19 protein-coding genes and 1 tRNA gene are annotated in these 26,356 nt (G+C 55.0%); 10 read left to right on the forward strand and 10 right to left on the reverse strand.

Going from position 1 to position 26,356, the window contains the following annotated elements:
- Nucleotides 1-8 precede the first annotated feature (8 nt).
- Together SR894_RS14840 and SR894_RS14845 are read right to left on the reverse strand one after the other, a co-directional pair.
- Nucleotides 9-1,328, reverse strand: a complete 1,320-nt coding sequence (locus SR894_RS14840) for a restriction endonuclease subunit S (protein WP_223288004.1) — start codon at nucleotides 1,326-1,328, stop codon at nucleotides 9-11.
- Nucleotides 1,321-3,735 carry a type I restriction-modification system subunit M gene (locus tag SR894_RS14845; RefSeq protein ID WP_223288005.1) on the reverse strand — a complete coding sequence of 805 codons (2,415 nt, stop codon included), beginning with the start codon at nucleotides 3,733-3,735 and terminating at the stop codon, nucleotides 1,321-1,323. Before SR894_RS14845 ends, SR894_RS14840 begins: the two co-directional genes overlap by 8 nt.
- A gap of 1,006 nt (nucleotides 3,736-4,741) precedes the next feature.
- Between SR894_RS14845 and SR894_RS14850 the strand changes: the two genes are divergently transcribed.
- The gene (locus SR894_RS14850; RefSeq protein WP_223288006.1) at nucleotides 4,742-5,608 is read left to right on the forward strand and encodes an FRG domain-containing protein; all 867 of its coding nucleotides are present in this window, start codon (nucleotides 4,742-4,744) and stop codon (nucleotides 5,606-5,608) included.
- A 157-nt stretch (nucleotides 5,609-5,765) separates the two neighbouring features.
- Here the strand turns inward: SR894_RS14850 and SR894_RS14855 are convergent.
- Nucleotides 5,766-5,842: transfer RNA gene (locus tag SR894_RS14855), tRNA-Ile, on the reverse strand.
- Nucleotides 5,843-5,954: 112 nt separating this feature from the next.
- On the opposite strand from SR894_RS14855, the gene SR894_RS14860 reads away from it, so the two are divergent.
- Nucleotides 5,955-6,545 carry a hypothetical protein gene (locus tag SR894_RS14860; protein ID WP_223288007.1) on the forward strand — a complete coding sequence of 197 codons (591 nt, stop codon included), beginning with the start codon at nucleotides 5,955-5,957 and terminating at the stop codon, nucleotides 6,543-6,545.
- Between the two features lie 17 nt (nucleotides 6,546-6,562).
- Here the strand turns inward: SR894_RS14860 and SR894_RS14865 are convergent, their stop codons facing one another.
- From SR894_RS14865 to SR894_RS14885, 5 genes are all read right to left on the reverse strand, one after another.
- A complete protein-coding gene (locus tag SR894_RS14865) occupies nucleotides 6,563-8,374 on the reverse strand; it encodes an ABC transporter ATP-binding protein (protein WP_422822650.1) in 1,812 nt (603 codons plus the stop codon).
- A gap of 102 nt (nucleotides 8,375-8,476) precedes the next feature.
- The gene (locus SR894_RS14870) at nucleotides 8,477-9,292 is read right to left on the reverse strand and encodes an ABC transporter ATP-binding protein (RefSeq protein ID WP_223288009.1); all 816 of its coding nucleotides are present in this window, start codon (nucleotides 9,290-9,292) and stop codon (nucleotides 8,477-8,479) included.
- Nucleotides 9,289-10,386: a FecCD family ABC transporter permease gene (locus SR894_RS14875; protein WP_246638075.1), complete on the reverse strand. Its 1,098-nt coding sequence runs from the start codon at nucleotides 10,384-10,386 to the stop codon at nucleotides 9,289-9,291. The genes SR894_RS14870 and SR894_RS14875 overlap by 4 nt, the downstream gene beginning before the upstream one ends.
- Nucleotides 10,387-10,424: 38 nt before the next feature.
- Nucleotides 10,425-11,393 carry a FecCD family ABC transporter permease gene (locus SR894_RS14880; RefSeq protein WP_223288128.1) on the reverse strand — a complete coding sequence of 323 codons (969 nt, stop codon included), beginning with the start codon at nucleotides 11,391-11,393 and terminating at the stop codon, nucleotides 10,425-10,427.
- A 53-nt stretch (nucleotides 11,394-11,446) separates the two neighbouring features.
- The gene (locus tag SR894_RS14885) at nucleotides 11,447-12,403 is read right to left on the reverse strand and encodes an ABC transporter substrate-binding protein (RefSeq protein ID WP_246638076.1); all 957 of its coding nucleotides are present in this window, start codon (nucleotides 12,401-12,403) and stop codon (nucleotides 11,447-11,449) included.
- Nucleotides 12,404-12,648: 245 nt separating this feature from the next.
- On the opposite strand from SR894_RS14885, the gene SR894_RS14890 reads away from it, so the two are divergent.
- Nucleotides 12,649-14,781 (forward strand): TonB-dependent receptor domain-containing protein, encoded by a 2,133-nt coding sequence (locus SR894_RS14890; RefSeq protein ID WP_223288011.1) that lies wholly within the window; start codon nucleotides 12,649-12,651, stop codon nucleotides 14,779-14,781.
- Nucleotides 14,782-14,937: 156 nt separating this feature from the next.
- Here the strand turns inward: SR894_RS14890 and SR894_RS14895 are convergent, their stop codons facing one another.
- Nucleotides 14,938-16,902, reverse strand: coding sequence for a ligand-gated channel protein (locus SR894_RS14895; RefSeq protein ID WP_223288012.1), 1,965 nt, complete (start codon nucleotides 16,900-16,902; stop codon nucleotides 14,938-14,940).
- Nucleotides 16,903-17,105: 203 nt separating this feature from the next.
- Here SR894_RS14895 and SR894_RS14900 point away from each other — a divergent pair, with 203 nt between their 5' ends.
- The 5 genes from SR894_RS14900 to SR894_RS14920 all read left to right on the forward strand — a co-directional run bounded on the left by SR894_RS14900 (nucleotide 17,106) and on the right by SR894_RS14920 (nucleotide 23,163).
- Nucleotides 17,106-18,020, forward strand: a complete 915-nt coding sequence (locus SR894_RS14900) for a LysR family transcriptional regulator (protein ID WP_223288013.1) — start codon at nucleotides 17,106-17,108, stop codon at nucleotides 18,018-18,020.
- A gap of 78 nt (nucleotides 18,021-18,098) precedes the next feature.
- Complete coding sequence (locus tag SR894_RS14905) at nucleotides 18,099-18,974, forward strand: AEC family transporter (protein ID WP_133729920.1); 876 nt, start codon at nucleotides 18,099-18,101, stop codon at nucleotides 18,972-18,974.
- 83 nt (nucleotides 18,975-19,057) lie between these two features.
- Nucleotides 19,058-20,251, forward strand: coding sequence for a PQQ-dependent sugar dehydrogenase (locus tag SR894_RS14910; protein ID WP_422824215.1), 1,194 nt, complete (start codon nucleotides 19,058-19,060; stop codon nucleotides 20,249-20,251).
- 54 nt (nucleotides 20,252-20,305) lie between these two features.
- Nucleotides 20,306-21,751, forward strand: coding sequence for an ATP-binding protein (locus SR894_RS14915; RefSeq protein WP_223288015.1), 1,446 nt, complete (start codon nucleotides 20,306-20,308; stop codon nucleotides 21,749-21,751).
- 11 nt (nucleotides 21,752-21,762) lie between these two features.
- Complete coding sequence (locus tag SR894_RS14920) at nucleotides 21,763-23,163, forward strand: sigma-54-dependent transcriptional regulator (protein WP_223288016.1); 1,401 nt, start codon at nucleotides 21,763-21,765, stop codon at nucleotides 23,161-23,163.
- A gap of 190 nt (nucleotides 23,164-23,353) precedes the next feature.
- On the opposite strand, the gene SR894_RS14925 is transcribed toward SR894_RS14920, so the two are convergent.
- Nucleotides 23,354-23,782 carry a hypothetical protein gene (locus SR894_RS14925; RefSeq protein WP_246638077.1) on the reverse strand — a complete coding sequence of 143 codons (429 nt, stop codon included), beginning with the start codon at nucleotides 23,780-23,782 and terminating at the stop codon, nucleotides 23,354-23,356.
- Nucleotides 23,783-24,162: 380 nt separating this feature from the next.
- Here SR894_RS14925 and SR894_RS14930 point away from each other — a divergent pair, with 380 nt between their 5' ends.
- Together SR894_RS14930 and SR894_RS14935 are read left to right on the forward strand one after the other, a co-directional pair.
- On the forward strand, nucleotides 24,163-25,365 hold the full coding sequence (locus tag SR894_RS14930) for a quaternary amine ABC transporter ATP-binding protein (RefSeq protein WP_223288018.1): 1,203 nt from the start codon (nucleotides 24,163-24,165) through the stop codon (nucleotides 25,363-25,365).
- Complete coding sequence (locus SR894_RS14935) at nucleotides 25,365-26,195, forward strand: ABC transporter permease (protein WP_133729914.1); 831 nt, start codon at nucleotides 25,365-25,367, stop codon at nucleotides 26,193-26,195. The genes SR894_RS14930 and SR894_RS14935 overlap by 1 nt, the downstream gene beginning before the upstream one ends.
- The last annotated feature ends 161 nt before the right edge of the window (nucleotides 26,196-26,356 follow it).

Below are 26,356 nucleotides of genomic sequence, written 5' to 3' on the forward strand. Positions count from 1 at the left end.
GCCTCGGTCTATGCCAAGGTGGTCTGCTGTGTCTTATCGAGAAGCTGGGTGACGCGTACACGGCCAGTGAGGATGTCGTCCATCAGTCCCGACTTTTGGATGATCATTTTATCCAGGAAGGCCTTCTCAGACTCAATTTTTGAGGCCATTGCCTGTAACTCTTTGATTATGAGAATTTGCTCGGCACTGGAGGGGAGTGGAACTTGAAAAGCTTTCAATTGAGTTGAGTTTATTGAAGCCAAGTTGGTGCTTTGCTTCGATGACCGGATGAAGTAGCGCTTGCCAGCAACTGATGATGAGTAAGCAGCAAGAAAGTATGGGCTCAGCACGCCCGGGTTTGTGCGAACACGGAACACATGGTTCTGGTGAAGGCAAAACTCTATCTGACCTTGCCACAAAGCCCCTCGGCCAAGCTTGTCGAAGTCCCCCCCTTCATTCATGAGCACATCGCCGGGAAGTAGCCGATACTTCTCAATATCGGCAGGGCTCACTCTAATTCGCTTTATGTCGGTAAGGTCGAGGTAGCCATCCTGAACATTTGCCACCCGCAGGTAAGGCACCAGCGGCCAAGCACTACTTCCTGACTTTCCTCCGAGAGTAACCCCGCTAACAATTTCTGACAGATTACCTAGAGAGCCGACACTCCACTCCCTCGGTATCAACCCCAGCGGCGATGCCTTGTAGAGCTCCGGCGCCTGCTCGGGGCTGGGGCGGAGCTGGCCGTTCTCGTCGATTCCTCGGGTCAGCAGGTCGTGGAGCAGACCCTCCTTGACCTTCTCCAGCTTGGAGATCAACGCCTCGGTCTGCTGGATCTGGGTGTCGAGGGTGTCGAGGACGTTTGCGATCCACCGCTGCTCTTCCAGCCTTTTTGGAGCTAAAATTTCAAGTTTGCTAAAAAGATTTTTATTTACAATTGGGACGACCTGTAAGCCGGCCAGTTTGTTTAGCCTGCCCTGCAAGCGGTTAGATGCGTAGTAAAGAAAGCCGGCATCAACCTTGTCCTTGTTTGGTTGTATGGAATTGATTTGCTGGTTGAAAGATAGTTTTTCCTTGGCTTGTCCAACTTTTCCTAGGATGCCTATACAAGAAACTAGCACAGCATCTTTATCTGCAGTCCTTGATAGAAGCTCGCCTTTACGTGTGAGCTTCTCAGAGTAACTGTCAATCCACCTTCTGCGGCCAAGGTCAGAAGGGCCTATAAAGGGCAGGTCCCCACCGTAATTAGACTGGTCGCTGGTAGGTGGCGTGGTTCCTGTGCAAATTCTGCCCAGTTCAGCAAGATTCGGCTTATACCATTCTTCCGGAAGATACTGATAAGTCTCACGCATATCCTAGCCCCTCCAGATACTGCTGCAGCTCCTTGGCGGCGGCATCTCGCTCGGCCTCGATATCGGCCAGCGTTACGCGGTACTTGTCCCACCAGATATCGAAGGCAGCGACCACCTGCTGGCGCTGCTGGCGGATATAGCGCTCCAGGATGTCCTTTAGGTCGTTATGGAGGATGGTGCCAACGAGCTCGGCGGCGGCGGGCTCGTCGAGGGCGTCCACGGCAGCGTTCAGGTGGTTCTCAAAGCTGGCGACCTTGGCCTTGTGTTGCTTACGCACTTGGGTGCGCTCGCTCTTCCAGGCTTTGGTCTCTTCCGGAGTGGGTGCGTCGTCCTCGGCTTCATTCGATTCGTCACCGCCATCGCTCTCGGGCTTGGACTCGGTGGCCTTGATGCGAGCGTCTAACTCGGCCTTGCGCGCGACGAGCTCCTCCAGCTCAGCCACGTACTCTCCCAGTAGGAAATGCACCAGCCGGTGATCCAGCGTATTGGCCTTGCTCTGCTCGTCTTCCAGCAAGCTCACGATTGAGGTGCGCCAGGCGTCCACCACGCCCATGCAGCCGCGGGCCTGCAGGGTGCGAAACTCGTTCTTATTGTCGAACCAGAAGCCAGCAATCATGCCACGCACCGCGAAGCGGTCGAGCATAGCGGAGGGCTCCAAGGCCTCAGTGAAGCTACTCAGCAATTCGTCTCGCAAATGGGTGAGGCGTCCACCGTTACCAGTTAGTGAAGTGATGCTAATGCCGTGCTCAGCCCACCAGGCCTCGAAGGCGGCCACCACGCTAGCTTCCTTCTCAGTAAGGCTAGCGTCTGCCTCGATAGCACGTTTGAGGTCGCGCTTCTCCACAAGCCGCTCAGCGAAGTCTACATAGTCGGAATCGTTCATCCTCGATTCAAAGAGCCCCATGGGGTCGAGGCCCTGGGCGTCGAACAGCGGTCGCTTGTTATTGATTTCTTTCACAGGAACGCCCCCCTTTAGATGCGCGCGAACGTCCTGTGGCTCCGCCGACGGAGTATTGTCGGCATAGCGACGGATGTTGAGGTTGTAGTCGTTGTCGCGTAGCTCCTCGAGCAGCACGCTACACGAGAAGCCGGGCTCCTCGGCGAAGGTCTCATAGGTGCTGGCAATCTTCTCGATATGCTCAGGTAGCAGGTAGTTTTGGGCGCGGCCCTCATAATATTCACGGTCGGCATTGATGAATAACACCTTGCCCTGACGCTCAGTGGGCTTGGCTCCTTTGGCGCGCAACACCAAAATACTTGCCGGAATGCCAGTGCCGTAGAAGAGGTTTGGCGCCAGACCGATAACTGCCTCTATTAAATCGTCCTCAAGCAAGCCAGCGCGAATGCGCTTCTCATCACCACCGCGGAACAGCACGCCGTGGGGCATAACGGTAGCCAAGCGTCCGTCAGATTTCAGGCAGGCAACCATATGCTGCAGAAACATCAGGTCGGCCTTCTTGGCTCCCTCTGGCACGCTGCCGTAGTGGAAACGCTCTTGGAACTGTTGGCTTGATGTGAAGCCGATGGAGAAAGGCGGATTGGTCAGGATGCGGTCAAAGCGCACAAGCTCGCCGCCTTCAACGTGTTGCGGATCGGTGAGGGTGTCGTCATTGCGCAGGTCGGCGGAACTGACCCCGTGTAGCAGCATGTTCATCTTGGCGATGGCCCATACCGAGCCTGAAGTTTCCTGACCGAAGAGGTTGAGCCTGCGTGGATCACCTCCCTGTTCTTCCAGGTACTCCTTGGAGATGATCAGCATACCGCCCGAGCCCATGCAGGGGTCGTAAACGCTATGACCTTCCTGTGGGTCCATAAGCCGCACCATCATGCGGACCACCGGGCGCGGGGTGTAGAACTCGCCGCCCTTCTTGCCGGCGGAGTCTGCGAAATCACGGATCAGATATTCATAGGCAGCGCCCAAAAGGTCAGGGAACTCGAAATCCTCGTTGCGCAGGCGGTACTCGCTGAAATGAACAATCAGGTCGCGGAGCTTTTTATCCGGCAGGGTGGTGGAGCCAACCTTACGAGTGAAGTCGATATGCTCCAGCACTCCAGCAAGGCTGGGATTATTCTCCTCCAGGCCAGCAAGCGCCTTGTTGAGCGCATTGCCAACGCCCTGATGGGCTTCCTTTAACAAATAGGACCAACGTGCCTGCTCCGGCACGTAAAAAGTAGCCTTGTACCAGCTTGGCATTTCGATGACCTGGGCGATGTCGATGTCGCTCTTCCCGGCCTGTTTAAGCTGGCTACGCACCTCCTCTTGGCGCTGCTCAAAAACATCAGAACAGCGCTTTAGAAAGAGCATACCGAAGATATACTCCTTGAATTCCGAGGCATCCATGCGTCCGCGCAGAATGTCGGCCGCCTTGAACAGGTGCCGTTCCAGCTGGTTGAGGGTGAGGATCATGTACTGCGTTTCCCTGAGATATAAGTGCTGGTCATCTGATAAGACCTTGGTGAATGGTGCCTATCTCACCAAACTTGAGGAGGGAAAGCTATGACGAATTCAAGTGAGCGTGGCCGAAAGCACCCTACCTTTGCTGGCATCGACTATGGGAGGAAATTTGGCTAACTGACCATAAGCCTCGTTCAGACTGAGTAACTAGGCAATCTACAAGGGTCATTGGATCTACAACGGTAAGCAATAGTAAGTATCAGACGAGCAATAATGAGTAGTGACACACTAATTTATTACCAAAAAGGCTAATGTGCGTGAAAGCATTTTCTGGTCGGCTTGACCCCAGTCAGTTAGGCAATGTTGAGGGAAACAGCATTCTTTCTGGAGGGTAAATATCAAAATTTACCTGCTTATCGCTTGGGTTATAACTGGAATAGGCATACATTATGCCTAGTTAAAATTAATTAAATCTTAGGGAAGTATATGCGTCTTTTTTTCACATCCTCATTTGTATTGTTATTAACAGCTTGCGCTTCGAACTATAATGATGAGCCAAACATGCTCCAACGCGCTGAAATTATATCGAAAAACAACATGTCTGTTTCCGTAGCTCATAGCACATGGGGAAACAAAATTGCCTTCAGGCTCGCGGCAGAACACTGTGAGTCTTTGAAGAAAACCGCTATACACACAGGAACTACTCGACAGCTTGGGCCAGACCATCTTTCTACATGGCGCTGCGAGTAGCTTTGATGGGGGCGTGATGTGTGCTTGGGAGGCGCAATTCGCTCCCTTAAAGGCTCATGCTGAGTCTGACGACGCCCTTTAATCTTCTGCTGGATAAAACAAAATATTAGCTTGCTACAACAAGCTGCTAAGCACCTAGACTAGCGTAGTCACTTCCCTTGGCGCCTATAAGGATTCAGCCATCCACGAGGGGGGTCCTCAGTTGGGTCTCGGAAACCTAGCCGGCGAGACTTTTCTGGTGCATCACTATCAGCGATAGGGGTGAAAAATGTACGTGCAAAAGGACTTCAAGACCGCACGAGAATTAATCGACTATCTATCTCCTCTGGATACAGAGCGATGGCCAAGGGGGCACTATGTGTTTCGTGGGCAACCATGTGCAAGCTATGGGCTAGCACCGGCGGCTTACCGCACGAAAGGTGTATTTACTGCGACCTCAATGTTTCGCCTCTTAGGCGTTGTATCGGGCGACGAACAAGTCTTTTTTGAAGTACAGGTTCTGACAACCTTCCTGAAAGCTTGCGATGGCGCTGGCATTCAGGTTACAGGCGACTCTCCGGAGTTGCGAAAAGTCCTTGCAGAGCCTGACTATTATTTCAAGAAACCTTCAGAGTGGCCTCCGGAGGCTATCTTCTCTGTGCTTGCAACAGCGCAGCATCACGGAGCTCCCACTTGCCTTCTCGACTGGACACGCCGCTCCTTTGTTGCAGCTTATTTTGCTGCTGCTGGTGCCCTACGAAATGCAGACCAGCCTAGTCATCTAGCAGTCTGGGCCCTGAGCATTCACCACCGGGGCAGCTGGAGAGACCTGTCCTTCGTGGAAATGCCAGGTGGGACTAGTGCCAACTTAGCCGCTCAAGCAGGAGTATTTACGGTCTCAGGTATCAAGGCCACTAGGGGCGAACACTTCGAGTCGACTGCGCTTGAGCATCAGGACGACGTATACAGGCATCAGACTGGGGCCTATCCAGGGTTAGTAAAGCTGACACTTACCATTGAGGAGGCAGGCAAGCTTTTGCACCTGTGCGCTGACCTAGGAGTGAAAGGATCAGTTTTGTTTCCAGGCTACGAGGGAGCTGCCAGGGAGGTAAATGACTATGCCTACGCCAACCTGATGTGGGGTGCAGGCTGGTAATTACAGGCAGTGTCAACAAAGTTGATGGGCAATGCTTAGCGTGGTGCGCGACTAGACTTTTGAGAAGCGATTTTCACACGATGCTTCCTATATGCTTCCAAATCGAAGAAAGACTAAGAGATGAAGCCGTAAAACTATAGTAAGCCGTTGATTTAATTGGTGGGCCCAGTAGGACTTGAACCTACGACCAAGGGATTATGAGTCCCCTGCTCTAACCAACTGAGCTATAGGCCCGAAAAGCGTGCATATCATAGCGAATGTGGCCGGGTGAGGCTAGCCCCTTTGCGCTATCTTGATGTCATTACGGCACTTTATGTGGATTGGGCAGTCTGGAGAGTAGTTCTTTATGCGGAGACGCGCTGTGAAAGCATTGATTGCTCTATTCCCCTTATTGTTGGCGCTGCCCGTGCACGCTGATTGGCAGCTTGATCCTGGCCAGTCGCGGGTGCAGGCGTCGATTACTCAGTTGAACGGCGAAACACCGCAAACGCATCACCACCAGGTGCGCGATCTGCAGGGCGATATCTCCAGCGATGGCACCCTGCGCTTGCCGTTAAAGCTTAGCCAAACGGATGTGCTTGAACGCTTTAGTGAGCTGCCGCCGTGGATAGGTTTGCTGGCCAACACCACCTTGGTGACGCTAGAGGCGCAAATGCCGCCAGAGCGGTTGGACGGTTTGGATATTGGCGAATCACTGGTTGAGACGCTGACCTTTAGCGTTCAATCAGACATGGTAAACCAACAGGAATCCGTGCCGCTGCGGTTTACCCGCGAAGGTCTGAATGAGATACGCGTGACCCACGCGGAGCCCATGGCGATGGATGGCCGAGCGCTGATGGCCAACACCACGGTGCGCACCGTGATGTCGTTACTGGGCTACCAGGAGATTGACGAGCATGTGCCCGTCACCCTCAATGCGCTCCTGGTTAATAGGTAATAGTTAATCGGTCGTCGTTAAAGGTTACTGAGTGCTTCCACATCCCCCGCCTGAGCTTCGCCGGTTTGCACCCGCCACTGGGCGGCGTAGTGGCCGTTAGCTGCCAATAGGCTTGAATGTGTGCCGCGCTCGGCCACTTGGCCTTTCTCGATCACTACGATCTCATCGGCATGGACGATGGTCGAAAGCCGGTGAGCAATCATAATCACCGTGCGGCCATGGGCGATGCGCTTAAGCGAACGCTGAATGGCCGCTTCGGTTTCGTTGTCCACTGCGCTGGTGGCTTCATCCAGTACCAAAATAGGCGGGTCTTTAAGTAGCGCCCGCGCTAAAGAAAGCCGCTGACGCTGTCCGCCGGAAAGCCGCACGCCCCGCTCCCCTACCGGGGTATCCAATCCTTGGGGCAGCGTTTCGATAAAGCTCCACGCCTCGGCGGTTTTTGCCGCGTCGATAATCGCAGCTTCGTCGGCATCGGGCTTACCGTAGGCGATATTGTCGCGAATGCTGCCTTCAAACAGGTAAACATCCTGGCTGACCAGGCCAATCGACTGGCGTAGCGAGTTCATGCTGACCTCGGTAATCGGCTGACCATCGATGAGTATCCGCCCGTTTTCCGGGTCGTAAAAGCGCAGCAGCAGCTTGATGAGGGTCGATTTTCCCGAGCCGGTCGCGCCTACTAATGCCAGAGTGTTGCCTGCAGGTGCGTGTAAATGAATGTTTTCCACGCCAACGCCACTGGTGGCGTAGCGAAAGCTCACATTGTCGATGGTCACTTCGCCGCGCACCGGCTGAACGAGCGGAGTGGTGCTATCGTCTTTAACGGTAATTGGCACTTCAAGTAGATCGAGAATCCGCCGCGTGCTGGCCATGGCGCGTTCGAACAGGTCGATCACCTGGGCCAGGCCAGTGAGCGGCCAGAGCAGCCGCTGCGTCAGGAATACCAGCACGCCATAAGCACCCACATTCAGCGAGCCGTTGAGCGCCATCATGCCGCCCACAGTAAAGGTGGCCAGAAAGCCCGCCAAAATCGCCATGCGGATCACGGGAATAAACGCGGAGCTAACCTTGATCGCCCTTCTGTTGGCGTCTACGTAGGCTTCGCTGGCCTGGCGCAGGCGTTCAGCTTCGCGGTCTTCACTGGTAAAGCTCTTAATCGTCGCGATGCCGCTTAGGTTGTTGGATAAACGGCTGGCTAAATCGCCCACCTTTTCACGCACGTCGCTGTAGAGCGGCCCGGCTTTGCGCTGGAAGAAGAACGCCCCCCAAATGATCAGCGGAATCGGTGTAAACGCCAGCAGCGCAATCAGCGGCGAAAGCACAAAGAATACCGCGCCAATCACCACCACCGTCACCACTACCTGAACCATCGCGTTGGCGCCACCGTCCAGAAAGCGCTCGAGCTGATTAACGTCGTCGTTCATGGTGGCCACGAGCTGGCCGGAGCTTCTTGATTCAAAGAACGCCATATCCAACCGCTGAGCGTGCTCATAGGTATCCTGGCGCATATCCGCCTGTAAACGTTGGGCTAAGTTGCGCCATAGGATTTGAAACAGGTACTCAAACAGCGACTCCCCCGCCCAGATAACAAACGTCAGCACCGCCAGCATGGTGATCTGCTGTTGAGGCGTCTCGAAGCCGAGGCTGGCCACAAAACTCTGCTCCTGATTGACCACCACATCAATGGCGACACCAATCAGAATCTCTGGAGCAATATCAAACAGCTTATTGATAATCGAACAGGCGGTGGCGGCAATGATGCGCCGACGATAGCCTTTGGCGTAGCGCAGTAGCCGCAGCAACGCTTGAAAACTGTGTGCAGGAGAGGACACAAGCATTCCTTACTCAGTAAGTGATAGGCTGAAAGGAGTTGTTATAGAGGCGCTAGCGTAATGAATTCACAGCGAAGGCTCAACGCGTTACTGCCTGGCAAGCTAAGCAGGTGCCGGGGAGCGGCGCACATTGGCCAGCAACGGGCTGCCGGTATCCGGGTCGGTGAGTAGCGTGCACTCTACTTGATAGAGCGTTCGCACCAGGTCAGGCGTAACCACCGTAGCCGGAGCCCCAGCCGCGATAATCTGACCTTCGCGCATGGCGATGAGATGGTCAGCGTAGCGGCAGGCGCTGGCGAGATCGTGCAGCACCATCACCACGGTACGGCCGTGGTGAGCAAGATGCTTCACCAGCTCGAACACTTCTATCTGGTGGCCCAGATCCAGCGCGGAGGTGGGTTCATCCAGCAACAACAGCGGGGTTTGCTGGGCGATGGTCATGGCGATCCAGGCGCGTTGGCGCTGGCCGCCGGAAAGCGCATCAATTGGCCTGTCAGCGAGTTGTTCAAGCCCTGCCGCCGCTAGCGCGTGCTGCACCACGCGCTGGTCTTCTGCTGACCACTGGCGCAACCAGCCTTGGTGGGGCTGGCGACCAAAACGAATCAGCTCGGTCACGGTGAGCCCCTCTGGTGCGACGGCTTCCTGGGGCAGTAGCGCCAGTTGAGTGGCCAACTGACGCGTGGGCAGGCGCTGAATATCGGCGCCATCTAGTAACACGGCACCGCTATCGGGTTTGTGTAAACGAGCAAGCCCGGCCAACAACGTCGATTTTCCGCAGCCGTTAGGGCCCACAATGGCGGTGACCTGACCGCTGGGCAGGGTGATATCCAAGCCATCGATCACCTGCCGGGTGCCATAACTCATCCCGAGCGACTGAGTGGCAAGAGAAGGCATGGTGGGTGTTGGAGATTGGCTCATGTGAAGCTCCGTTGCGGACGCATTAATATCCAAAGTAACCAGGGCCCGCCGACCACGGCGGTAACGATACCCACCGGAATCTCGATAGGCGCCAGCAGCGTACGCCCGGCTAGGTCGGCGAGTACCATGACCAACGCCCCCGCTAACGTTGCCGCCAAAACAGGCACGCTACGAGAGCTCGACATTGACCGGGCAATCTCGGGGCCAATCAACCCCACCATGCCTACCGGCCCGGCAACGGCGACCGCCAAGCCAGTCAACGCGACAGACAGCAGCAGCACTTCCAACCGGCGCCGCTTGACGTTCACGCCTAGCCCGCTAGCGGTAGCATCCTTGAAACGCAGTAGCGTTAGTGAACGGGCTAACGCCATGGCAGTGGCCAGCCCTAACGTCAACCCGAGCATAAGTAATTGCAGTGCGCCGCTGGGGCGGGCATTGAGCGAGCCCACCGTCCATGGGTAAGCGGCATTGGCGGTATCAATGGCAACGCGCGCCAGCATCAATTGCGTTATCGCGCCAAACACCGCGCCCACGCCAATTCCCGCCACGATAAAGCGATAGCCCTGGGTGCCGTTGCCTGCGGCGAGCCCGAAGGTGAGTACCGCAGCGGTGGTTGCCCCGGCTAACGCCATGGCAGGCGGCGCGATGGAAACGCCAAGGCCTACGATGGAGGCCACTGCAAATGCCGTCGCGCCATTATCAATGCCGATAATACCCGGCGTTGCCAAGCGATTGCGGGCCAGGGTTTGCATCAGTATGCCCGCTAACGCGAAGGCCGCCCCGGTACTAGCGGCGGCGGCCAAACGCGGCAAGCGTAGCTCCTGCACTACAAAGCTCGCCATCATATCTGCATTGCCAAACAGCGCCTGCAGCACTGCCATAGGGGCGACCTTAACGCTACCCAGGCTTAGGTAAATAACGCTGGCAAGCAGTAACGCGCCAAACAGCCCCAGGTTAACGGCTACCGCACGCTGCTCAAACAACAGGCTGTTCGCACCGTGCCCGCTTCGCCAGGCGAATCGCCAGTAACCTTGCGGTGGCGGTACGCTGCCATGGCCGTCCGCGCGGAACTGGGCTTCCGAAGAGAAAGGCATAGACGAGCTTTTTATCGGCGTGGTTTTCATTAGCGAATTCACAGCATTGGTAGGCGGCGCGCACGTACGACCGCTATCAGTACGGGTGCGCCGCACAGCGCGGTGAGTACGCCCAACGGCAGTTCCGATGGAGCGACCACCACCCGAGAGATGATATCGGCCGCGAGGACGATCAGCGGCCCAATGGGCAGACAAAACCATAGCGTGCGACGAATATCAGGCCCGGCCAAGGCCCGTGCGACAAACGGCACCACCAACCCAACAAAGGCAATGGGCCCGGCGATGGCGGTGGCAGCCCCCACCAACAGCGCCACGCAGGCGATGACCAACCAACGAATGAGGTTGGGGTGATGGCCCAAACCAGAGGCCACTCGTTCGCCCAGGGCCAGGGCGGCTAACGGTCGAGCAATCAGCGCAACCACCACTGACGCAACCAGCATACTGGGCAGCACGGCGAACAAGTCGTCTAAGCGGCGGCCGGCCAAGCTGCCAATCACCCAGAAGCGAATTTCATCAGCGGCGCGTTGGTCGTAAAGCAGTATCAATGAGGTTAATGAGGCCAGCAGACCCGAAAATGCGGCTCCGGCAAGCACGAGCCGGATGGGGTCGTTACCCACACCGCGAAAGCGCGCCACGCTCAATACGCACACGCAGCCTACCAGCGCACCTAACTGCGCGACTGAAATGCGTAAAGTGGCGGCGCTAGCACCGAGCACTAAGGCCAGCGCCACGGCAAACGCCGCCCCCGCACTAACCCCTAAAAGCCCCGGCTCAGCCAACGGATTACGAGCCACTGCTTGTAACAAGGCCCCCGCCACACCCAACGCCATGCCCACCACAATACCAATCAAGGTGCGCGGTGCGCGCAGTTCCCAGACGATGAAGTGCGCTTCACTGTCCTGAGCGCCGCTCAGTAGCGAAAGAGCCCTACCGGGGCCAACGCTACCCGCACCGATTAATAAACTAACGAGACTCACCGCCACAAGGGCGGTGAGTAGTAGCAGCATTAGCGTTCGGGGAGTAGCACGCCTAACGTTAGGCGTTGCAAAACGTGGAACCGTCACGGCAACAGCGCTGCCTCTATATCGTCAAGAATCGCCTGGGCGGCCAGCGGGCCATTGGCGCTTGTCCATAGTTGACCATCCACCGGCACTACGTGGTCTTGCTGTACCACGTTTAGGCGCGTAAAGGCGCTGCTCTGCTTGGCCGCGTCCACCGCCGCTTGACCGTCTTCGTTGAGCGTTGCCAGGAATAGCCAGTCACCGTCCACTTGGGAGAGGTTTTCCAGGCTGAGCACATCGCTATGTACGCCGCGCTCGCCGACCAGGCCAGCGTCCTGAACATCCAGCCCCGCTTGGGCTAACAAACCTGCAGAAAAAAGGTTTTCCGACATCACCATGGGGCCACCGGGCATCCAGCGCACCAAGAAGGCGCTACCACCGACACCGGCCTCTTCCACTGCCTTAGCGACCTCGGCGGCGCGTTGTTCAACGGCCTCAATCGCTTCTGCAATGGCGGCCTGGCGATTGAGTGCTTCGCCGTAAAGGCGGGCTTCCGCTTTCCAGTTATCCGGCGCCAGTGGCTGAGTGGGTGGCACCACCGTGGGCGCAATACGTGACAGCAGTTGATACTGCTCATCAGAGAGCTGGGCGGGGGCCAAAATCAGATCCGGCTGCTGCGCCAGCACGGCCTCGATATTGATCTCGCGCACCACGCCCATAATCGCCGGCGGGTGTTCACCAAGATGCGCTTCAATGTAGCTTGCCACGTTGTCGCCACCACGCGTCGTCACGGCTCCTAGAGGGTTTACGCCTGCCGCTACGGCAGCGTCCAAAGCGCCTTCGTAGAGTGTTACGACGCGCTCTGGGGTTCCCTCAACGTCTACGTCGCCAAAGGCGGTTTCCAGCGTGCGCGCTTGCACAGAGCCTGCCACAAAAATACTTAGCAATATGCCGACCATACCTAAACGCCCGCTCTTAGCGAGGGTGGCGGCCATTGATGTCGTTTTAACCAGCATAAGTTTCTCTCAATATGTTGCCCTGGCATTAATAATAACGATTCTCAAAAGCGCTTGCACTACTATTCCAGTGAATGGCGTGTTCCGTTTCCTGCAACTCCTCCACCCTTTCACTGTTTCAGTATGCGCAACGCAACGTTCCTCAATCATTCTCTCGCGTTTGGGAACTTTTCTTTTTAGACTCCCGCCTTTATTTGATAATCAATATCATTAGCTAATAATTATCGTAACCAAGAGGGAATGACATGCCACGCTTTACTCGCTCTGTTCTGGCTAGCGCCGTCACGCTTGCTGTTTCAGCAGGCACAGCCACCGCTCAAGAAGAGCAACAGCTGGACAATATCGTTGTTTCGGCCAGCGGGTTTGAACAGGCGATGGTCGATGCCCCCGCCAGCATTTCGGTGATCTCCCGCGAGGAGCTTTCGCGCCAAAGGGTTACCAGTATTGCCGATGCCCTGCGCAACGTTGAGGGAGTGGATGTCGGCGGCTCAGTGGGCAAAACCGGTGGTAGCAACATTAGTATCCGTGGCATGCCCAGCGACTACACGCTGATCCTGATTGACGGCCGCCGCCAGAATACTGCCGGTAGCGTGACGCCCAACGGCTTTGGCGAAACATCCACCAGCTTCTTTCCGCCCATTTCCAGCATTGAGCGTATTGAAGTTATCCGCGGGCCGATGTCGACACTGTATGGCTCTGACGCCATGGGCGGGGTAATCAATATTATTACCCGCCGGGTTGGCCGCGAGTGGACTGGCTCTATCGGGGTCGAAAACACCTTTAACGAAGATCGCGATTTTGGCGATCGTCGCGAGATCAACCTGTATACCAGCGGCCCTTTGGTGGAAGATACCCTTGGCTTGCAACTGCGCGGGCGGGTTTATGAGCGCGATGCTTCTGAACTCACCTACACCGACGGTGACGGCAACCCTATCGAGGTTAGCCAGCGCGGCCCCAGCCCGGTGGAAGGCGATACCTACAACATCGGCGGCAAGCTAACCTGGACGCCCTCTGATAGCCATGACCTGTGGCTGGATGGTGAAGTCAATCGTCAACGCTATAACAACGACGAGTGCCAGCTAGGCACCCTGGATGGACGCACACGCAGTTGCGCGCCCGACCCTGGCAGCGCCACCGGCTATTCGGATGAACTCCGTTTTGAGCGCGAGCAAATTGCCATTGGCCACACCGGACGTTTTGCCTCGGGCACGTTGGAATCCAGCCTTATGCGCAATACCACCGAAACCAAAGGGCGCACGATTCCTGGTGATGTGGGCGTCGCTTATGAAGGCTTTCCCAACATTGTCGGCGGTGCGCCGCGGGAGCTGGAAACCACCAATACCGTGCTCGACAGCAAATTCATCATGCCGCTAGACAACCATATGGCCACCGTGGGTATGCAGTGGTGGGATGCGGAGCTTGACGACGGCTTGGCTGGTGAGACCTTTGCCCAAACTACCTGGTCGCTGTTTGCTGAAGATGAGTGGATGCTGCGGGACGATTTAGCCCTGACCCTAGGCGGCCGTTATGATCACCACGACGCCTTTGGCAGCCAGTTCAGCCCGCGCGGCTATTTGGTGTGGAACACGACGCCCAACTGGACATTAAAAGGTGGCGTGAGCCGCGGCTATAAAACGCCCACGCTTAATGACTTGCACGATGGCATCAACGGCGTCACCGGCCAAGGCACCGTGCTGACCATTGGTAACCCGGATCTTGAACCGGAAACCAGCACTAGTAGCGAGATCGGCGCCCATTACGATAACCAGCAAGGCTTTACCGCCAGCGCCACGCTGTTCCACAACCAGTTTGACGACAAGATTGCCAGCGGCAGCGATATCCTGGTAGAAAACGATCCGCTGATTCCTGACGGCCTGTATAGCCAGGATATCAATATCGATGAAGCGATCACCCAAGGGGTTGAGTTCTCTACCAGCTACCATTTCGCCCCCGATTGGCGCGTTAACGCTAACTACACCTATACCGATAGCGAACAGAAGAGTGGCGATAACGAGGGTGAGCCGCTGACGGATACCCCCGAACACGCCATCAACGCCACCCTCCGCTGGCAGGCAACGGCAAAGCTGGACACCTGGCTCTCCGCTGAGTACCGCAGCGAACGCTACCGTAACCGCGAAAGCGTTCGCGGCGCACCTTCGTTTGATGACCTGGGCGACTTTAAAGCCTATTCACTATTTCACTTAGGCGGAAATTACGCGGTCACCGATCAGCTTAATCTGAGCGCGACGATCTATAACCTGTTTGACAAAGACTTTGTCGACTACCGCGCCTACGGCGATGGCACCAGCTTTGGCAATGTATACGCCAACAGCGAAGAAGGCCGCCGCCTGTGGCTGTCCGCCCGCTACGAGTTCTAATCGGTTTCAGCTCGCTACTGTTTCAATGCTGACTTCTGCCCCGGCCATGCGCTGGGGCTTTTTTTGTTTACCTCCCTCACCTTTCCTAACAGCCAAAAAAAGCGGCCATCGCTGGATAGCCGCTGCTGTACTGCGTTTATAACGGGAACCTAGCGTTTAGAAAGCTACGTTGAGTCCTAACCAAACCCGGCGGCCATCTTCCACATAGCCGTACTCATCGTAGTCAATCGTTTCGTCGAATAGGTTGTAGATACCCGCGCTCAGTTGAGTACTTTCGTTCAACTGGTAGCCAACGCCTGCATCTACAAAGGTGTAGGAAGGAGCCACAATGGAACTGCTCGAAGGGCCGGTAGTCGGTTGGCTCTCTTCGCCGCGGTAAGTGACTTTTGTCCATTGACTCAACTTGGCAGAGACTTGCCAATCTAACGAGGCGGATACCTGGTGCTTAGGCAGCTGTGTTAACGGCTCGCCGGCATACTCACCGCTTTTTTGCTCGCTATCGGTATAGGTGTAGCTGGCCGTTAGCTCAACGGTATCGGTTAACGGCGCAGCCACACTCGCCTCTACGCCTTGAGTCACCGCTTCATCAACGTTAACGCGATAAGTCGGGTCGCTGCCAAACTGGTTAGCGCCATCCGTACAGATATCGATGGGGCAAGCTATTCGGGTAATTTTATCGTCAAAGTCGTTATGGAACAGCGTGACGCTGCCGCTTAATCCACTTTCGTTGGCGTAAAGCAGGGCTAGCTCTTTATTGAGCGAGGTCTCTGGCTCAAGGTCAGGATTACCGTAAATATTGCCACCGCGACTGACCTGCCCCCAGTCAGGGGTGATCTCGCGCAGGTTAGGCGCCCGATAACCGGTTGAAACGCCGCCTTTCAACGTCCAGTCAGGCGTCATATTCCACACGCTATAAAGACGTGGACTTAAATGACTACCGTAGTTGTCGTCATCATCAACACGTAAACCGCCGGTCAATGCCCAGGAATCGGTAAGCATCCATTCATCTTCAACAAAAATTGCCCATTGGCTATTCTCAATCTCACTACGATCAGAGTCAGGCAGTCTGTTCGTTGTACTATCTTCAAGCGACTCTTCCTCGTAGTTAGCGCCTAGCGTCAACATATGCATGCCTAGCGGAATAACAGCGCTGGTTTTGGCGGTAGTGTTGGTGATTTCAATATCCCGCGATTTATTTTCGCTGCGCTCACGTTGCAGGTAGGTTTCGCTGGTACCCCAATCGAAGCGACCACTGTGGGTCACAGCGACATGCTGGTGGGTGAACTCATTAAAACTATCGGAGCAGCCGCCGCGACAGCCCTCGGATGGCGCCGAGTTGCCCATCAGTGATTCGCGCTCCTGCTCGGTAATACCCGCCTCAAAAGTGAAGTCATGGTTATCAGTCGCCGCAAAACTCAGCCGTGCAGTAAGACTTTGCAGGCTTTTATCTTCATAGCCGTTGAGGATATTGTCTTCATCGCGCTGCGAGGCACGGCCATAGAGCTGAAGTCCTAAACGATCCCCTACCAGCGGGCCGCTCAGGTAAAAGTTGGCTTGGCGGCTATCGCCGGAGTCGCTGTTTTCCTGAAGTACGGTGTCGAGTTGCACATTACCGTGCCACTCCTGCGCAACCTTGCGGGTAATCACGTTAATGACCCCGCCGATGGCATCGGAGCCGTAAAGCGTCGACATTGGCCCACGCACTACTTCAATGCGCTCGATAGCCTGTAGCGGCGGCAGCCAGTCTTGCTCAAACCCGGCGCTACCATTGGGGCGGGACTCACGGGAATTCTGCGGGCGACCATCGACCAATATCAGGGTGTACTGGGAAGGCATACCACGAATGGAGATATCCTGGCCGTTATCCCCTCTCCCGCCGCCGGTGACAATCACACCGGGCACATCGCGCAGCGCATCGGTAACACTCTGATAGTGGCCTTGTTCCAACTCTTCCCGGGAAACCACGCTGATAGACGCGGGGGCATTGGTAATCTGCTGTTCAAAACCTGAAGCGGTTACCACCATATCGTCTAAGCGGGGCGCATCTTGTGCCCATAGAGCGCTACTAGCAAGCGAAGAAATGGCGCTGGCCAGCAGCGTACGGCGCAAACAGGGAGACATAACTTCGTCCTTCATAGTGTGTTAACAATATGTGTGAGAATTCGTCACATTAAATGCGAATTATTAGCATTAATATTTTTACACACTCTTTGCACACTGGGGTGAGACAGCACGTTCAACTCTACGGAACACAAATGCCTATTATTTTCATTCGCACCGAAAAATGGCACAATTAGCGTTCACCCTTTTCCGTGGGCCTGACCATGTATGACTTTGACGAACTTACCGCCTTTGCCGATGTGATGAGCACAGGCAGTTTGACTCGCAGCGCTCAAAAGCTCGGATTAGCCAAATCGACCCTTAGTCGCCGTATCAGCCAGCTAGAAACCCGGCTTAACCAGCCGCTGCTGCGCCGCCAGGCCAACCGCTTAATTCCTACCGAAGCAGGGCTGCTGTTTCACAACTACTGCACCGAGCTGTTGGCAATGGCGGCTCATAGCCAGGAGGCACTGGCAGAGCTGCGTGAGGAGATTAGCGGCGAAATAACCCTTGAGGTGCACGGCGCCCTGGCGCGCAGCTGGTTACCCGGTACGATTGATGCCTTCTTAAACCGCCACCCCAAGGTAGAGCTAACGCTACACACTAGAGAAACGCCCCCCACTAAAATGCACAGCAATAGCGTACATGTCTGGCTGGGGCCCACGCATGAGTGCGGGCTAAACCAGGAGCGCTTGGGGCATTTAACCCGCGGGCTTTATGCCAGCCCACACTATTTAGCGGCGGCTGGCACGCCTCAACACCCCGACGAACTGAACCAGCATGCCTGGATAGATCTGTTGGGCTCTGCCTCTGATGGGCTGCTGCTCACTCATCCAGAGCATGGCCAATACACCTTTAACCCGCCCCGTTCACGGCTGCGGGTAGACCTCACTGCCCTGCATATTGATGCCATCGCACGCAGCCAAGGGATTGGCTTACTCTCACACTGGTTAACCGCCAAGCGCGAACAACATCATCCAGGCGAACTGATTAACTGCCTCCCCGGCTGGGAGCCGGTGCCCCTGCCCATTACACTGCTCTACGCCTACGGGCACCAATCACGCCGCACCCACGCGCTGTTAGAGTTTTTACGTAGCCAGGTACCCGCACCGTGGAGCACGTCAACCGTCGCTGTTTAGGGTAATTCGAGTGTTTGCCTTGCCAGTTAGCCCGCTTATTAACGACAATAGGTGGCTAACGATTGCCAAGGACAGCCAATGCTTGCCGAACTTTTTGCCGTCATGGCGCCTGTGCTGGCGGGTGCAGGGCTCGGCTACCTGTGGGTACGCCTAGGCCATCCCTACCCGGTCGACTTTATCACCCGGCTAGTGTTTAACATCGGCACACCCTCACTGGTATTAGCATCTCTTGCGGGGGCCGATATCGATGCCACCACCTTTGGTCAGACGATGCTGGCCGCTGCACTGGTAATTATCACCATGGGGGCCGCTACTTTTGTGGTGGCAAAACTGTTGCGCCGCAGTTGGCGAGTGCTGCTTGCCCCCATGATGTACCCCAACACTGGTAATATGGGTTTACCGGTGGTGCTCTACGCCTTTGGTAGCGCCGGGTTTGCCTACGGCATCACGGTGATGGTGACCGTATCGCTGTTTCAGTTCACCTTAGGCGCAGTGCTTAATAGCCAAGGCAATCCCCTCAAAACCCTTGCTAAAACGCCCACGGTGTACGCCATTGCAATTTCCATGGTGCTGCTTCTGACGGACACTTCCCTGCCGCCCTGGTTGGCGAATACGGTAGACTTAATGTCGGGGTTCACGGTACCGCTCATGCTTATTACCCTGGGCGTATCGCTGGCCAGCATTCAGGTGAAAAACCTGCGTTCAGGGCTCGGATTTAGCCTGGTGCGTGTGCCTCTCGCTGCCGTGGTCGCCTGGCTGATCGCTGGCTGGGTGGGCCTTCCGCCACTGGCACAGAACATTTTAGTGCTTCAAATGTGTATGCCGGTGGCGGTATTCAATTATCTCTTTGCTCAGCGGGCCCAGCGCGAACCCGTTTATGTCGCCAGCTTGGTCTTCTGCTCAACGTTGTTAGCGCTGTTTTACCTACCCGCGCTGCTAGCCCTGCTGATGTAATAGTGGAACCCACACGTGGCTAAAGGGTCACTGCTAGACTACTGGCAAGGATGCCAACGATTATCGTCACCAGAGGGCACGCTATGCTTTACATGAACAAGAGCAACCATACCCAACGCCCGCTGACCCCAGCGGTTTGTGCAGGGATCAGTGGGCTAGTGCTGGCGGGCGCTATTAACATGGCAAATGCGGAAGTCGTCCAGGAATCGCTGAAAACCGACCATTTAAACCTTTCCATTGAGCGTATCGCCGATGGTTTTGAGCACCCTTGGGCGGTGGCTTTTTTACCCGATGGCCGCTACTTGGTGAGCGAACGCAGCGGGCAATTGAAACTTGTCGACCCCGAAAGCGGTGAAGCCAGTACGCTGGAAGGCATGCCAGAAGTGAGCAATCAGGGCCAGGGCGGTTTGCTAGACGTAGCGTTACACCCTGATTTTGAAGGCGTAAATGGCGAGGGTGATAACGACTGGATCTATTTCACCTGGAGCAAACCCGAAGGCAATAACAGCCGTTCAGCGTTATCACGAGTAAAATGGCAGGATGGCAAGCTAGGTGAGGTCGAGCACTTATTTGAGCAGGATCGCGCCTCAGGGCCGGGTCGCCACTACGGCTCGCGATTGGCATGGCTGCCCGACGGCACTCTGCTAATGAGTATTGGTGACCGCGGCAGTGAACCAACCCGCGCCCAGGCAAGCGATGACCACGCGGGCTCTACCCTGCGCCTTACCGCTACTGGTGGCGTTCCCGATGACAACCCCTTTGTCGGTGATGATACTACCCTGGATGAAATTTACTCCATGGGTAATCGCAATATTCAAGGCATGACCGTGCTCAGTAACGGCGAAGCCTGGGCGTCAGAGCATGGCCCCCGCACCGGCGACGAGCTGAATCATATCGAAGCGGGCAATAATTATGGCTGGCCAAAGGTCAGCCAGGGCAATGACTATGCAACCAACGAGCCGATTGGCGAAGATTCGCTCCCCGGCATGGTTGACCCAGTGTATGTATTTGAAGGCCGCTTCGCCCCCGCCGGGCTTGCTGAAGTGACTAGCGACGCCTTTGGTGAGTGGCAAGGCAACTTATTGGCCGGTGGACTAGGTAGCGAGAAGCTGTTGCGCCTGCGCTTGGAAGAGGGCCGTGTCGCCGAAGAAGAGCTGATTTTACAAGGCGAAGTGGGTCGCATTCGCGATGTTCGCCAAGGCCCTGATGACGCCATTTACTTACTCACTGACGACCCTCAGGGCGGTTTGTACCGTTTAGCGCCAACGAATCAGTAGCGCTTAAATTTACGGGCTGATACTAAAACGTATTCACACCACCATGGATACCCCATGCGACTACGCAATTTGATTATTTTGACGGTGATTGTGCCGCTGTTTGTCATCCTGGTGGTTTTTAGCTTAGTGGCGATCAAGTCGCTCGAAGATAACGTACGCTCAAAGCTACAAACGGAAGTGGAGATTATTACCCGTACGCTGAGCTCGTCGCTCAGCTATGCGGTTACGCCAGATAGCAACACGCCGCTTGAAGAAGCGCTACAGTCGGCGTTCTCCTTCCATCGAATTTACGGCGCCTATGTATTTGATACAGAAGGGCGCGATATTTACGGACTCGGTCTCGGCAAAGATATTTTCAGCCGTGAAGAGATTCAACAAATCATCGAGCGCGATGATTTATATAGCAACTATCGCCAGCACGATGGGTGGAATTACTACTCTGCGTTGACACCCTTGCGCTCACAAGATGGCACTGTATATGGGGTACTACAGGTTAATCGGCTAAATACCGGCATTGAGAACTATACGGGTTTTATCAGCGTGGTCGCCGTACTGGTGTTTGTAATTGGCGCCGCCGGGATCGTGTTTAGTATTTGGTGGGGGTTCCGCCGCCATATTGAGCGCCCGCTTAACCGGCTGCTGCACGTAATGCAGCTGGTTGAAAAAGGTGACCGCAGCCAACGCGCCACCGAAGACGGCCCTATCGAATATCGCCATCTCGCCTCCGGTTTGAATGGCATGCTGGATGCAATGGCCGAGAAAGACCAAGAGATCGAAAATCGCCAGCGGCGCGAAATTGAGCTTGAAAAGCGCCTGCGCAAGTCGAAAAAGCTGGCTGAACTGGGCGTATTGGCAGCCGGCGTTGCCCATGAGATAGGTGCGCCGCTAACGGTGATCAATGGTCAGGCCCAGCGTTTGGCTCGCCGCGATGTTATTGGCGATGACGAACGCGCACGGCTAGGGCGTATTCGTGGCGAAGTCGAGCGCATCGTTGAAATTGTGCGCCAATTAATGGAATTAGGCCGTCAACATAACGTAGAGAAAGGCGAACTGGCGCTTGATCAGCTTATTATGAATGCCCGCGATTTGGTTGAAGACGAGCTGGAGCCACGCAATATTCGTTTAGACATTGAATTACCGTCGCCGACACCCAACTTACTCGCCAACGGCCAACAAATTGTACAGGTGCTGACGAACTTGCTGCGTAATGCTGCGCAAGCCCCCGAAGTGAGCAGAGTTCGAGTTCGCGCCCAACAGCAAGATCACGAAATAATACTATGGGTGGAAGATGATGGCCCTGGGATACCCAGCTCCCATCACCATAAAGTGTTCGACCCATTTTTCACCACCAAACCGGTCGGCCAAGGCAGCGGTTTGGGACTCTCTATGGTACATCGCATTATTAACGACCACGGCGGTACGATCGGCGTGTTTGACAGTGCCCTAGGCGGCGCTGGATTTGAAATTACGCTACCTACTAGTGAAACCGCATCCGCGTGAGGACAACGTTTGTGACCCAACAGGACCCCCTTTTACCTTTGTTGGTGGTGGAAGATGACGCCGCTATACGTGAGTTATTAGAAGAAGAGCTGCAGGATGCAGGCTACACAACGCTCGGCGTACCCAGCGCTGAAGAGGCGATCGCCTTACTTAGCCACACCACCGTCTCACTGGTAATTACCGATGTGCGCTTGCCGGGCATGACCGGTATTCAGCTGCTTCAGCAGCTCCGCCAAGCAGGCAGTGAGCTGGGTATTATTGTGATTACCGCTTTCGGCACCATCGACCAGGCGGTTGAGGCACTTAAGCTAGGGGCTGACGACTTTTTAACCAAGCCGTTAGACCTTGATGCCATCCGTGATGCCGTATTTCGTGTCCTTGAACGCCAACGATTGGCGGTTTTCCACGACACGGATATCAGTCACTTCCACGGCATTGTGGGTAAAAGCCAGGTCATGCAGACATTGTTTCATGACGCTTCCCGCCTTGCCAAAAGCGATGCCCCTATTCTGATCTTAGGGGAAAGCGGCACCGGCAAAGAGCTACTTGCTCGCGCCATTCACCAGGAAAGCCCGCGCCATGACCAGCCCTTTGTACCGGTTAACTGTGCGAGCATTCCGGCGGATTTGATGGAAAGTGAGTTCTTTGGCCATGTAAAAGGGGCCTTTACCGGTGCTAATGAAGCGCGCAAAGGGCTCTTCCACAGTGCTCAGGGCGGCAGCCTGTTTTTAGATGAGATTGGTGAAATGCCCATCAATCTGCAGGCTAAATTACTGCGTGCTTTACAGGAAAAGACCGTACGCCCCGTAGGCGGGGAGCGTGAAGAGCCGGTGGATGTACGCATCATCGCTGCCACTCACCGCAACCTGGAGAAAGAGATCGAGCAGGAGAACTTCCGCAGCGATTTATTCTACCGTTTGGAAACCTTCTCCCTACGCATCCCACCGCTGCGCGAACGCGGCACCGATATCGAACACCTTGTGTTTGCACTTATCGACAAGCATGCCGAGGCACAGGGCAAACAGATAGAGCAAATTGAACCCGAAGCGCTCAACAACCTGCTCAACTACGCTTACCCCGGTAACGTTCGCGAACTGGAAAACGCTATTATGCGAGCCGTCACCCTAAGCGAAGATGGCTCGCTCAGCTATAAAGATCTGCCCGAACGGCTGCGCGAGCAATCAGCGGTGGAAACCGGTACGCCTTTAGTGCCTGCCGTCAGCGGCGAAGTGCTGGCGGGAGGTCAAATGCCAACCCCGCCACCGATCCGCTGGCCCAGTTTAGAAGAAGTCGAAAAGCGCTATATTAACAAAGTGTTAGAAGCTACGGGTGGCAACAAGCGGCGCACTGCTGAGGTGCTGGGGATTGCTCGTCGGACGCTCTATCGTCGCCTGGAAGATAATGAAGAGTAACCGCTACGGCACGGCAGATCGCGAAACTAAACACGTTAGCTAAAAGTAGGTAAAAAAAACCCCCGCGGGCGCGGGGGCGTAAAGGATGGTAAATCGTGTGGAGCAGCCGCAGGGAACAAACAGCTGGGTCAATTTACCATCGTAGGGAGCGGTACACTTACTCAAACGGGCACATAAATCAGTTAACTAATTAATTACTGGTTGCATTTTCGTCGTCTTCATCCGCGCCTGGCATGGGCTCGGTACCTTCACCAAACCCTGGCTCATCTTCATCAGGATTCATAGTGCCTTCCGCGGGCTCATCCATCGTGTCTTCTGGCAGAGTACTCTCTTCAGACATCGTGCCTTCAGATTGGGTCGTACTATTCTCTGCAGCAGGCTCTTGATCTAAACCTGGATCCTGTTCCATCGACGGCTCTTCACTCATACCCGTTTCTGGCTGAGAAGTAGCATCTTGCTCTAATGGCGCAGACTCTTCAGCAGGCGGCGCTGCTTCTTCATTGTCACCGCAACCGGCTAATACTAGGACACTTGCTGCTGTCGCCATCATGCACAGCGTTAACCAACGTGGGCGATTAGAAATTTGCTTACTCTCAATGCGGTCATGTTGCTTGTCCATAATTCCCACCTCCATTGCTAACACCGTATGTTTCTAAACACCTTACTGGATAGACGCAAACCAACTTTGTACATATATCATGTTGCCTACAACCATCTTATTCACTTTACGTGCCAAATATATAAAAAACACAGATAATTAATTAAAATCAAATACTTGAAAAAATAAAATTCATCGGCATGCGTGTACAGCAAACCCTCTTAGATGGGTAAAAAATGACACATGTAACGTTAATTGCCCCATTGAGCGAGCCGTTGTGACACACTGGCCCTAGCTATGTATAATAATTTTTAATAAATTATACGACCCAAGTTCTTATTTCTTTATGAATGGTGTAATAACGACACACGCTCATTCAGCTCAACAAAAAGGCATCGCCGATGGACGAGACACGACCCGTCAAAATTAAAGTTCGCGGATTAAGTAAAGTCTTTGGTAAGCACCCCCAAAAAGCCATTGAGCTACGTAATCAGGGAATGAAGCGCCCCGAAATTCTGGAGAAATCCGGCCAGACGCTAGGGCTATCCAATATTTCATTTGATGTCTATGAAGGCGAGCTGCTCGTCATCATGGGACTTTCGGGGTCAGGCAAATCGACCTTGATCCGCTGTCTTAACCGTCTGATTGAGACCACCGAAGGTGAAATCATTATCGACGGCGAAAACATCCCGACGCTGAAAGAGAAAGCGTTGCTGGAGTGCCGCCGCCGCCACTTCTCTATGGTATTTCAAAATTTCGCGCTATTTCCCCACCGCACTGTGCAGCAAAATGCCGAGTTCGGTTTGGAAATTCGCGGCGTAGAGAAATCAGAGCGGCACCAAATTGCTCATACTGCATTGAAGCAAGTGGGCCTGGAGGGCTGGGAAGACGCCTACCCGAATCAGCTTTCAGGCGGTATGCAGCAGCGCGTTGGCCTAGCCCGCGCACTGGCAAACGATGCCACCGTGCTGTTAATGGATGAAGCCTTCTCAGCGCTTGACCCGCTAATTCGTAAAGACATGCAGCAAGAGCTTTTGCAGCTGCAATCCAAAATGCAAAAGACCACGGTCTTCATCACCCACGATTTGGATGAGGCGCTCAACATTGGCGACCGTATCGTGCTGCTAAAAGATGGCGAAGTGGTGCAGATCGGCACGCCGGAAGAGATTCTGACCAAGCCCGCGGATGACTACGTGCGACGCTTTATCGAAGGCGTTGACCGAGCGCGTATCCTGACCGCAGAGAGCGCCATGCGGCCACTGCGCTCCACCGCGCGAGAAAGCGATGGCCCACGCACAGCACTACACCGCATGCGCGACCATGCTATCGACTCCATTTATGTGGTTGATCGCGATCGCCGCTTACTCGGGCTACTAGAGGCCGACGCCGCCGGCCGGGCCATTCAAGAGGGTTCCGATTCGATCATCCCCTACTTAACTCAGGATTTCCGCAAAGTCCCGATGGATGAGCCGCTGCACAATCTGTTCGCCATGTTTAGTGAAAAGAGCTTCCCTATCGCCGTCATTGATAAGCAGGAACAGTTACTCGGCGTAGTGGTAAAAGGCGCTGTACTCGACGAACTGGCACGAGCAGGAGAGCAATAATGGATATCCCACGCATTCCACTAGGCGATTGGATTGAAGGCGGCCTGACTTGGTTGACCAGCGAATACTCTATGGTTACCCGGGGCATCTCTCGTTTTACTCAAACCGGCATCGATGTTTTAAACGACGGTTTGATGTGGCTGCCCGAGTGGGCGCTACTCGCATTGATCGCGCTGCTCTGCTGGAAGCTGGCGGGCCCTCGTCTAGCAATCGGCGCCGTCGCCGGTTTGGCTCTGATCTGGAACCTGGGCCTCTGGAACCCGATGATTGAGACGCTCACGCTGGTAGTGTTCGCTACCATGGTGGCCGTGGTCATCGCACTACCTGTAGGCATTGCGGCGGCGCTCTCCAATCGGCTTTACAGGGTCATTATGCCGATTCTGGACTTTATGCAGACCATGCCAGCGTTCGTTTATTTGATTCCAGCTATTCCATTCTTCGGGATTGGTTCGGTGTCGGCGATTTTTGCCACGGTGATTTTCTCAATGCCCCCGGCTATTCGCTTTACTACGCTGGGCATTCGCCAAGTACCGGTGGAGTTGATTGAGGCCGCCGACGCCTACGGTGCCACCCGTGGCCAAAAGCTATTCAAAGTACAGCTACCGCTGTCACTGCCCACGGTCATGGCAGGTATCAACCAGACCATTATGCTAGCTCTCTCCATGGTGGTTATTGCCGCCATGATTGGTGCGGATGGTCTAGGCAGCGAAGTATGGCGCGCTATTCAGCGCTTGCGCCCTGGCGATGGCTTTGAAGCGGGTATCGCGGTGGTCATCCTGGCCATGCTGCTTGACCGCCTGACCCAATCGCTTAGAAAAACACGTCAGTAGGGAAAACGCGCAAATAGAGTTAAACCCTAAAGCAAAACAGCAGGAGCGGCAGCGTTGAGTCATTTGCTTGCTAAGTCGCTCTTTGCTCACCATGCTGTATTCTGCAGCAGCTGTGTTTGTTGATGATTGTGTACGTTTATAAATTTATACCCAAGGGAGAA

Source organism: Vreelandella neptunia, from assembly GCF_034479615.1.
Lineage (GTDB): Bacteria > Pseudomonadota > Gammaproteobacteria > Pseudomonadales > Halomonadaceae > Vreelandella > Vreelandella neptunia.

Bases quoted from the DNA above. Each gene is read 5' to 3' on its own strand.
- SR894_RS14840 (WP_223288004.1), bottom strand. From the start codon at position 1,328: ATGCGTGAGACTTATCAGTATCTTCCGGAAGAATGGTATAAGCCGAAT.
- SR894_RS14845 (WP_223288005.1), bottom strand. From the start codon at position 3,735: ATGATCCTCACCCTCAACCAGCTGGAACGGCACCTGTTCAAGGCGGCC.
- SR894_RS14850 (WP_223288006.1), top strand. From the start codon at position 4,742: ATGTACGTGCAAAAGGACTTCAAGACCGCACGAGAATTAATCGACTAT.
- SR894_RS14860 (WP_223288007.1), top strand. From the start codon at position 5,955: ATGCGGAGACGCGCTGTGAAAGCATTGATTGCTCTATTCCCCTTATTG.
- SR894_RS14870 (WP_223288009.1), bottom strand. From the start codon at position 9,292: ATGAGCCAATCTCCAACACCCACCATGCCTTCTCTTGCCACTCAGTCG.
- SR894_RS14875 (WP_246638075.1), bottom strand. From the start codon at position 10,386: ATGCCTTTCTCTTCGGAAGCCCAGTTCCGCGCGGACGGCCATGGCAGC.
- SR894_RS14880 (WP_223288128.1), bottom strand. From the start codon at position 11,393: ATGCTGCTACTACTCACCGCCCTTGTGGCGGTGAGTCTCGTTAGTTTA.
- SR894_RS14885 (WP_246638076.1), bottom strand. From the start codon at position 12,403: ATGCTGGTTAAAACGACATCAATGGCCGCCACCCTCGCTAAGAGCGGG.
- SR894_RS14890 (WP_223288011.1), top strand. From the start codon at position 12,649: ATGCCACGCTTTACTCGCTCTGTTCTGGCTAGCGCCGTCACGCTTGCT.
- SR894_RS14895 (WP_223288012.1), bottom strand. From the start codon at position 16,902: ATGTCTCCCTGTTTGCGCCGTACGCTGCTGGCCAGCGCCATTTCTTCG.
- SR894_RS14900 (WP_223288013.1), top strand. From the start codon at position 17,106: ATGTATGACTTTGACGAACTTACCGCCTTTGCCGATGTGATGAGCACA.
- SR894_RS14905 (WP_133729920.1), top strand. From the start codon at position 18,099: ATGCTTGCCGAACTTTTTGCCGTCATGGCGCCTGTGCTGGCGGGTGCA.
- SR894_RS14910 (WP_422824215.1), top strand. From the start codon at position 19,058: ATGCTTTACATGAACAAGAGCAACCATACCCAACGCCCGCTGACCCCA.
- SR894_RS14915 (WP_223288015.1), top strand. From the start codon at position 20,306: ATGCGACTACGCAATTTGATTATTTTGACGGTGATTGTGCCGCTGTTT.
- SR894_RS14925 (WP_246638077.1), bottom strand. From the start codon at position 23,782: ATGGACAAGCAACATGACCGCATTGAGAGTAAGCAAATTTCTAATCGC.
- SR894_RS14930 (WP_223288018.1), top strand. From the start codon at position 24,163: ATGGACGAGACACGACCCGTCAAAATTAAAGTTCGCGGATTAAGTAAA.
- SR894_RS14935 (WP_133729914.1), top strand. From the start codon at position 25,365: ATGGATATCCCACGCATTCCACTAGGCGATTGGATTGAAGGCGGCCTG.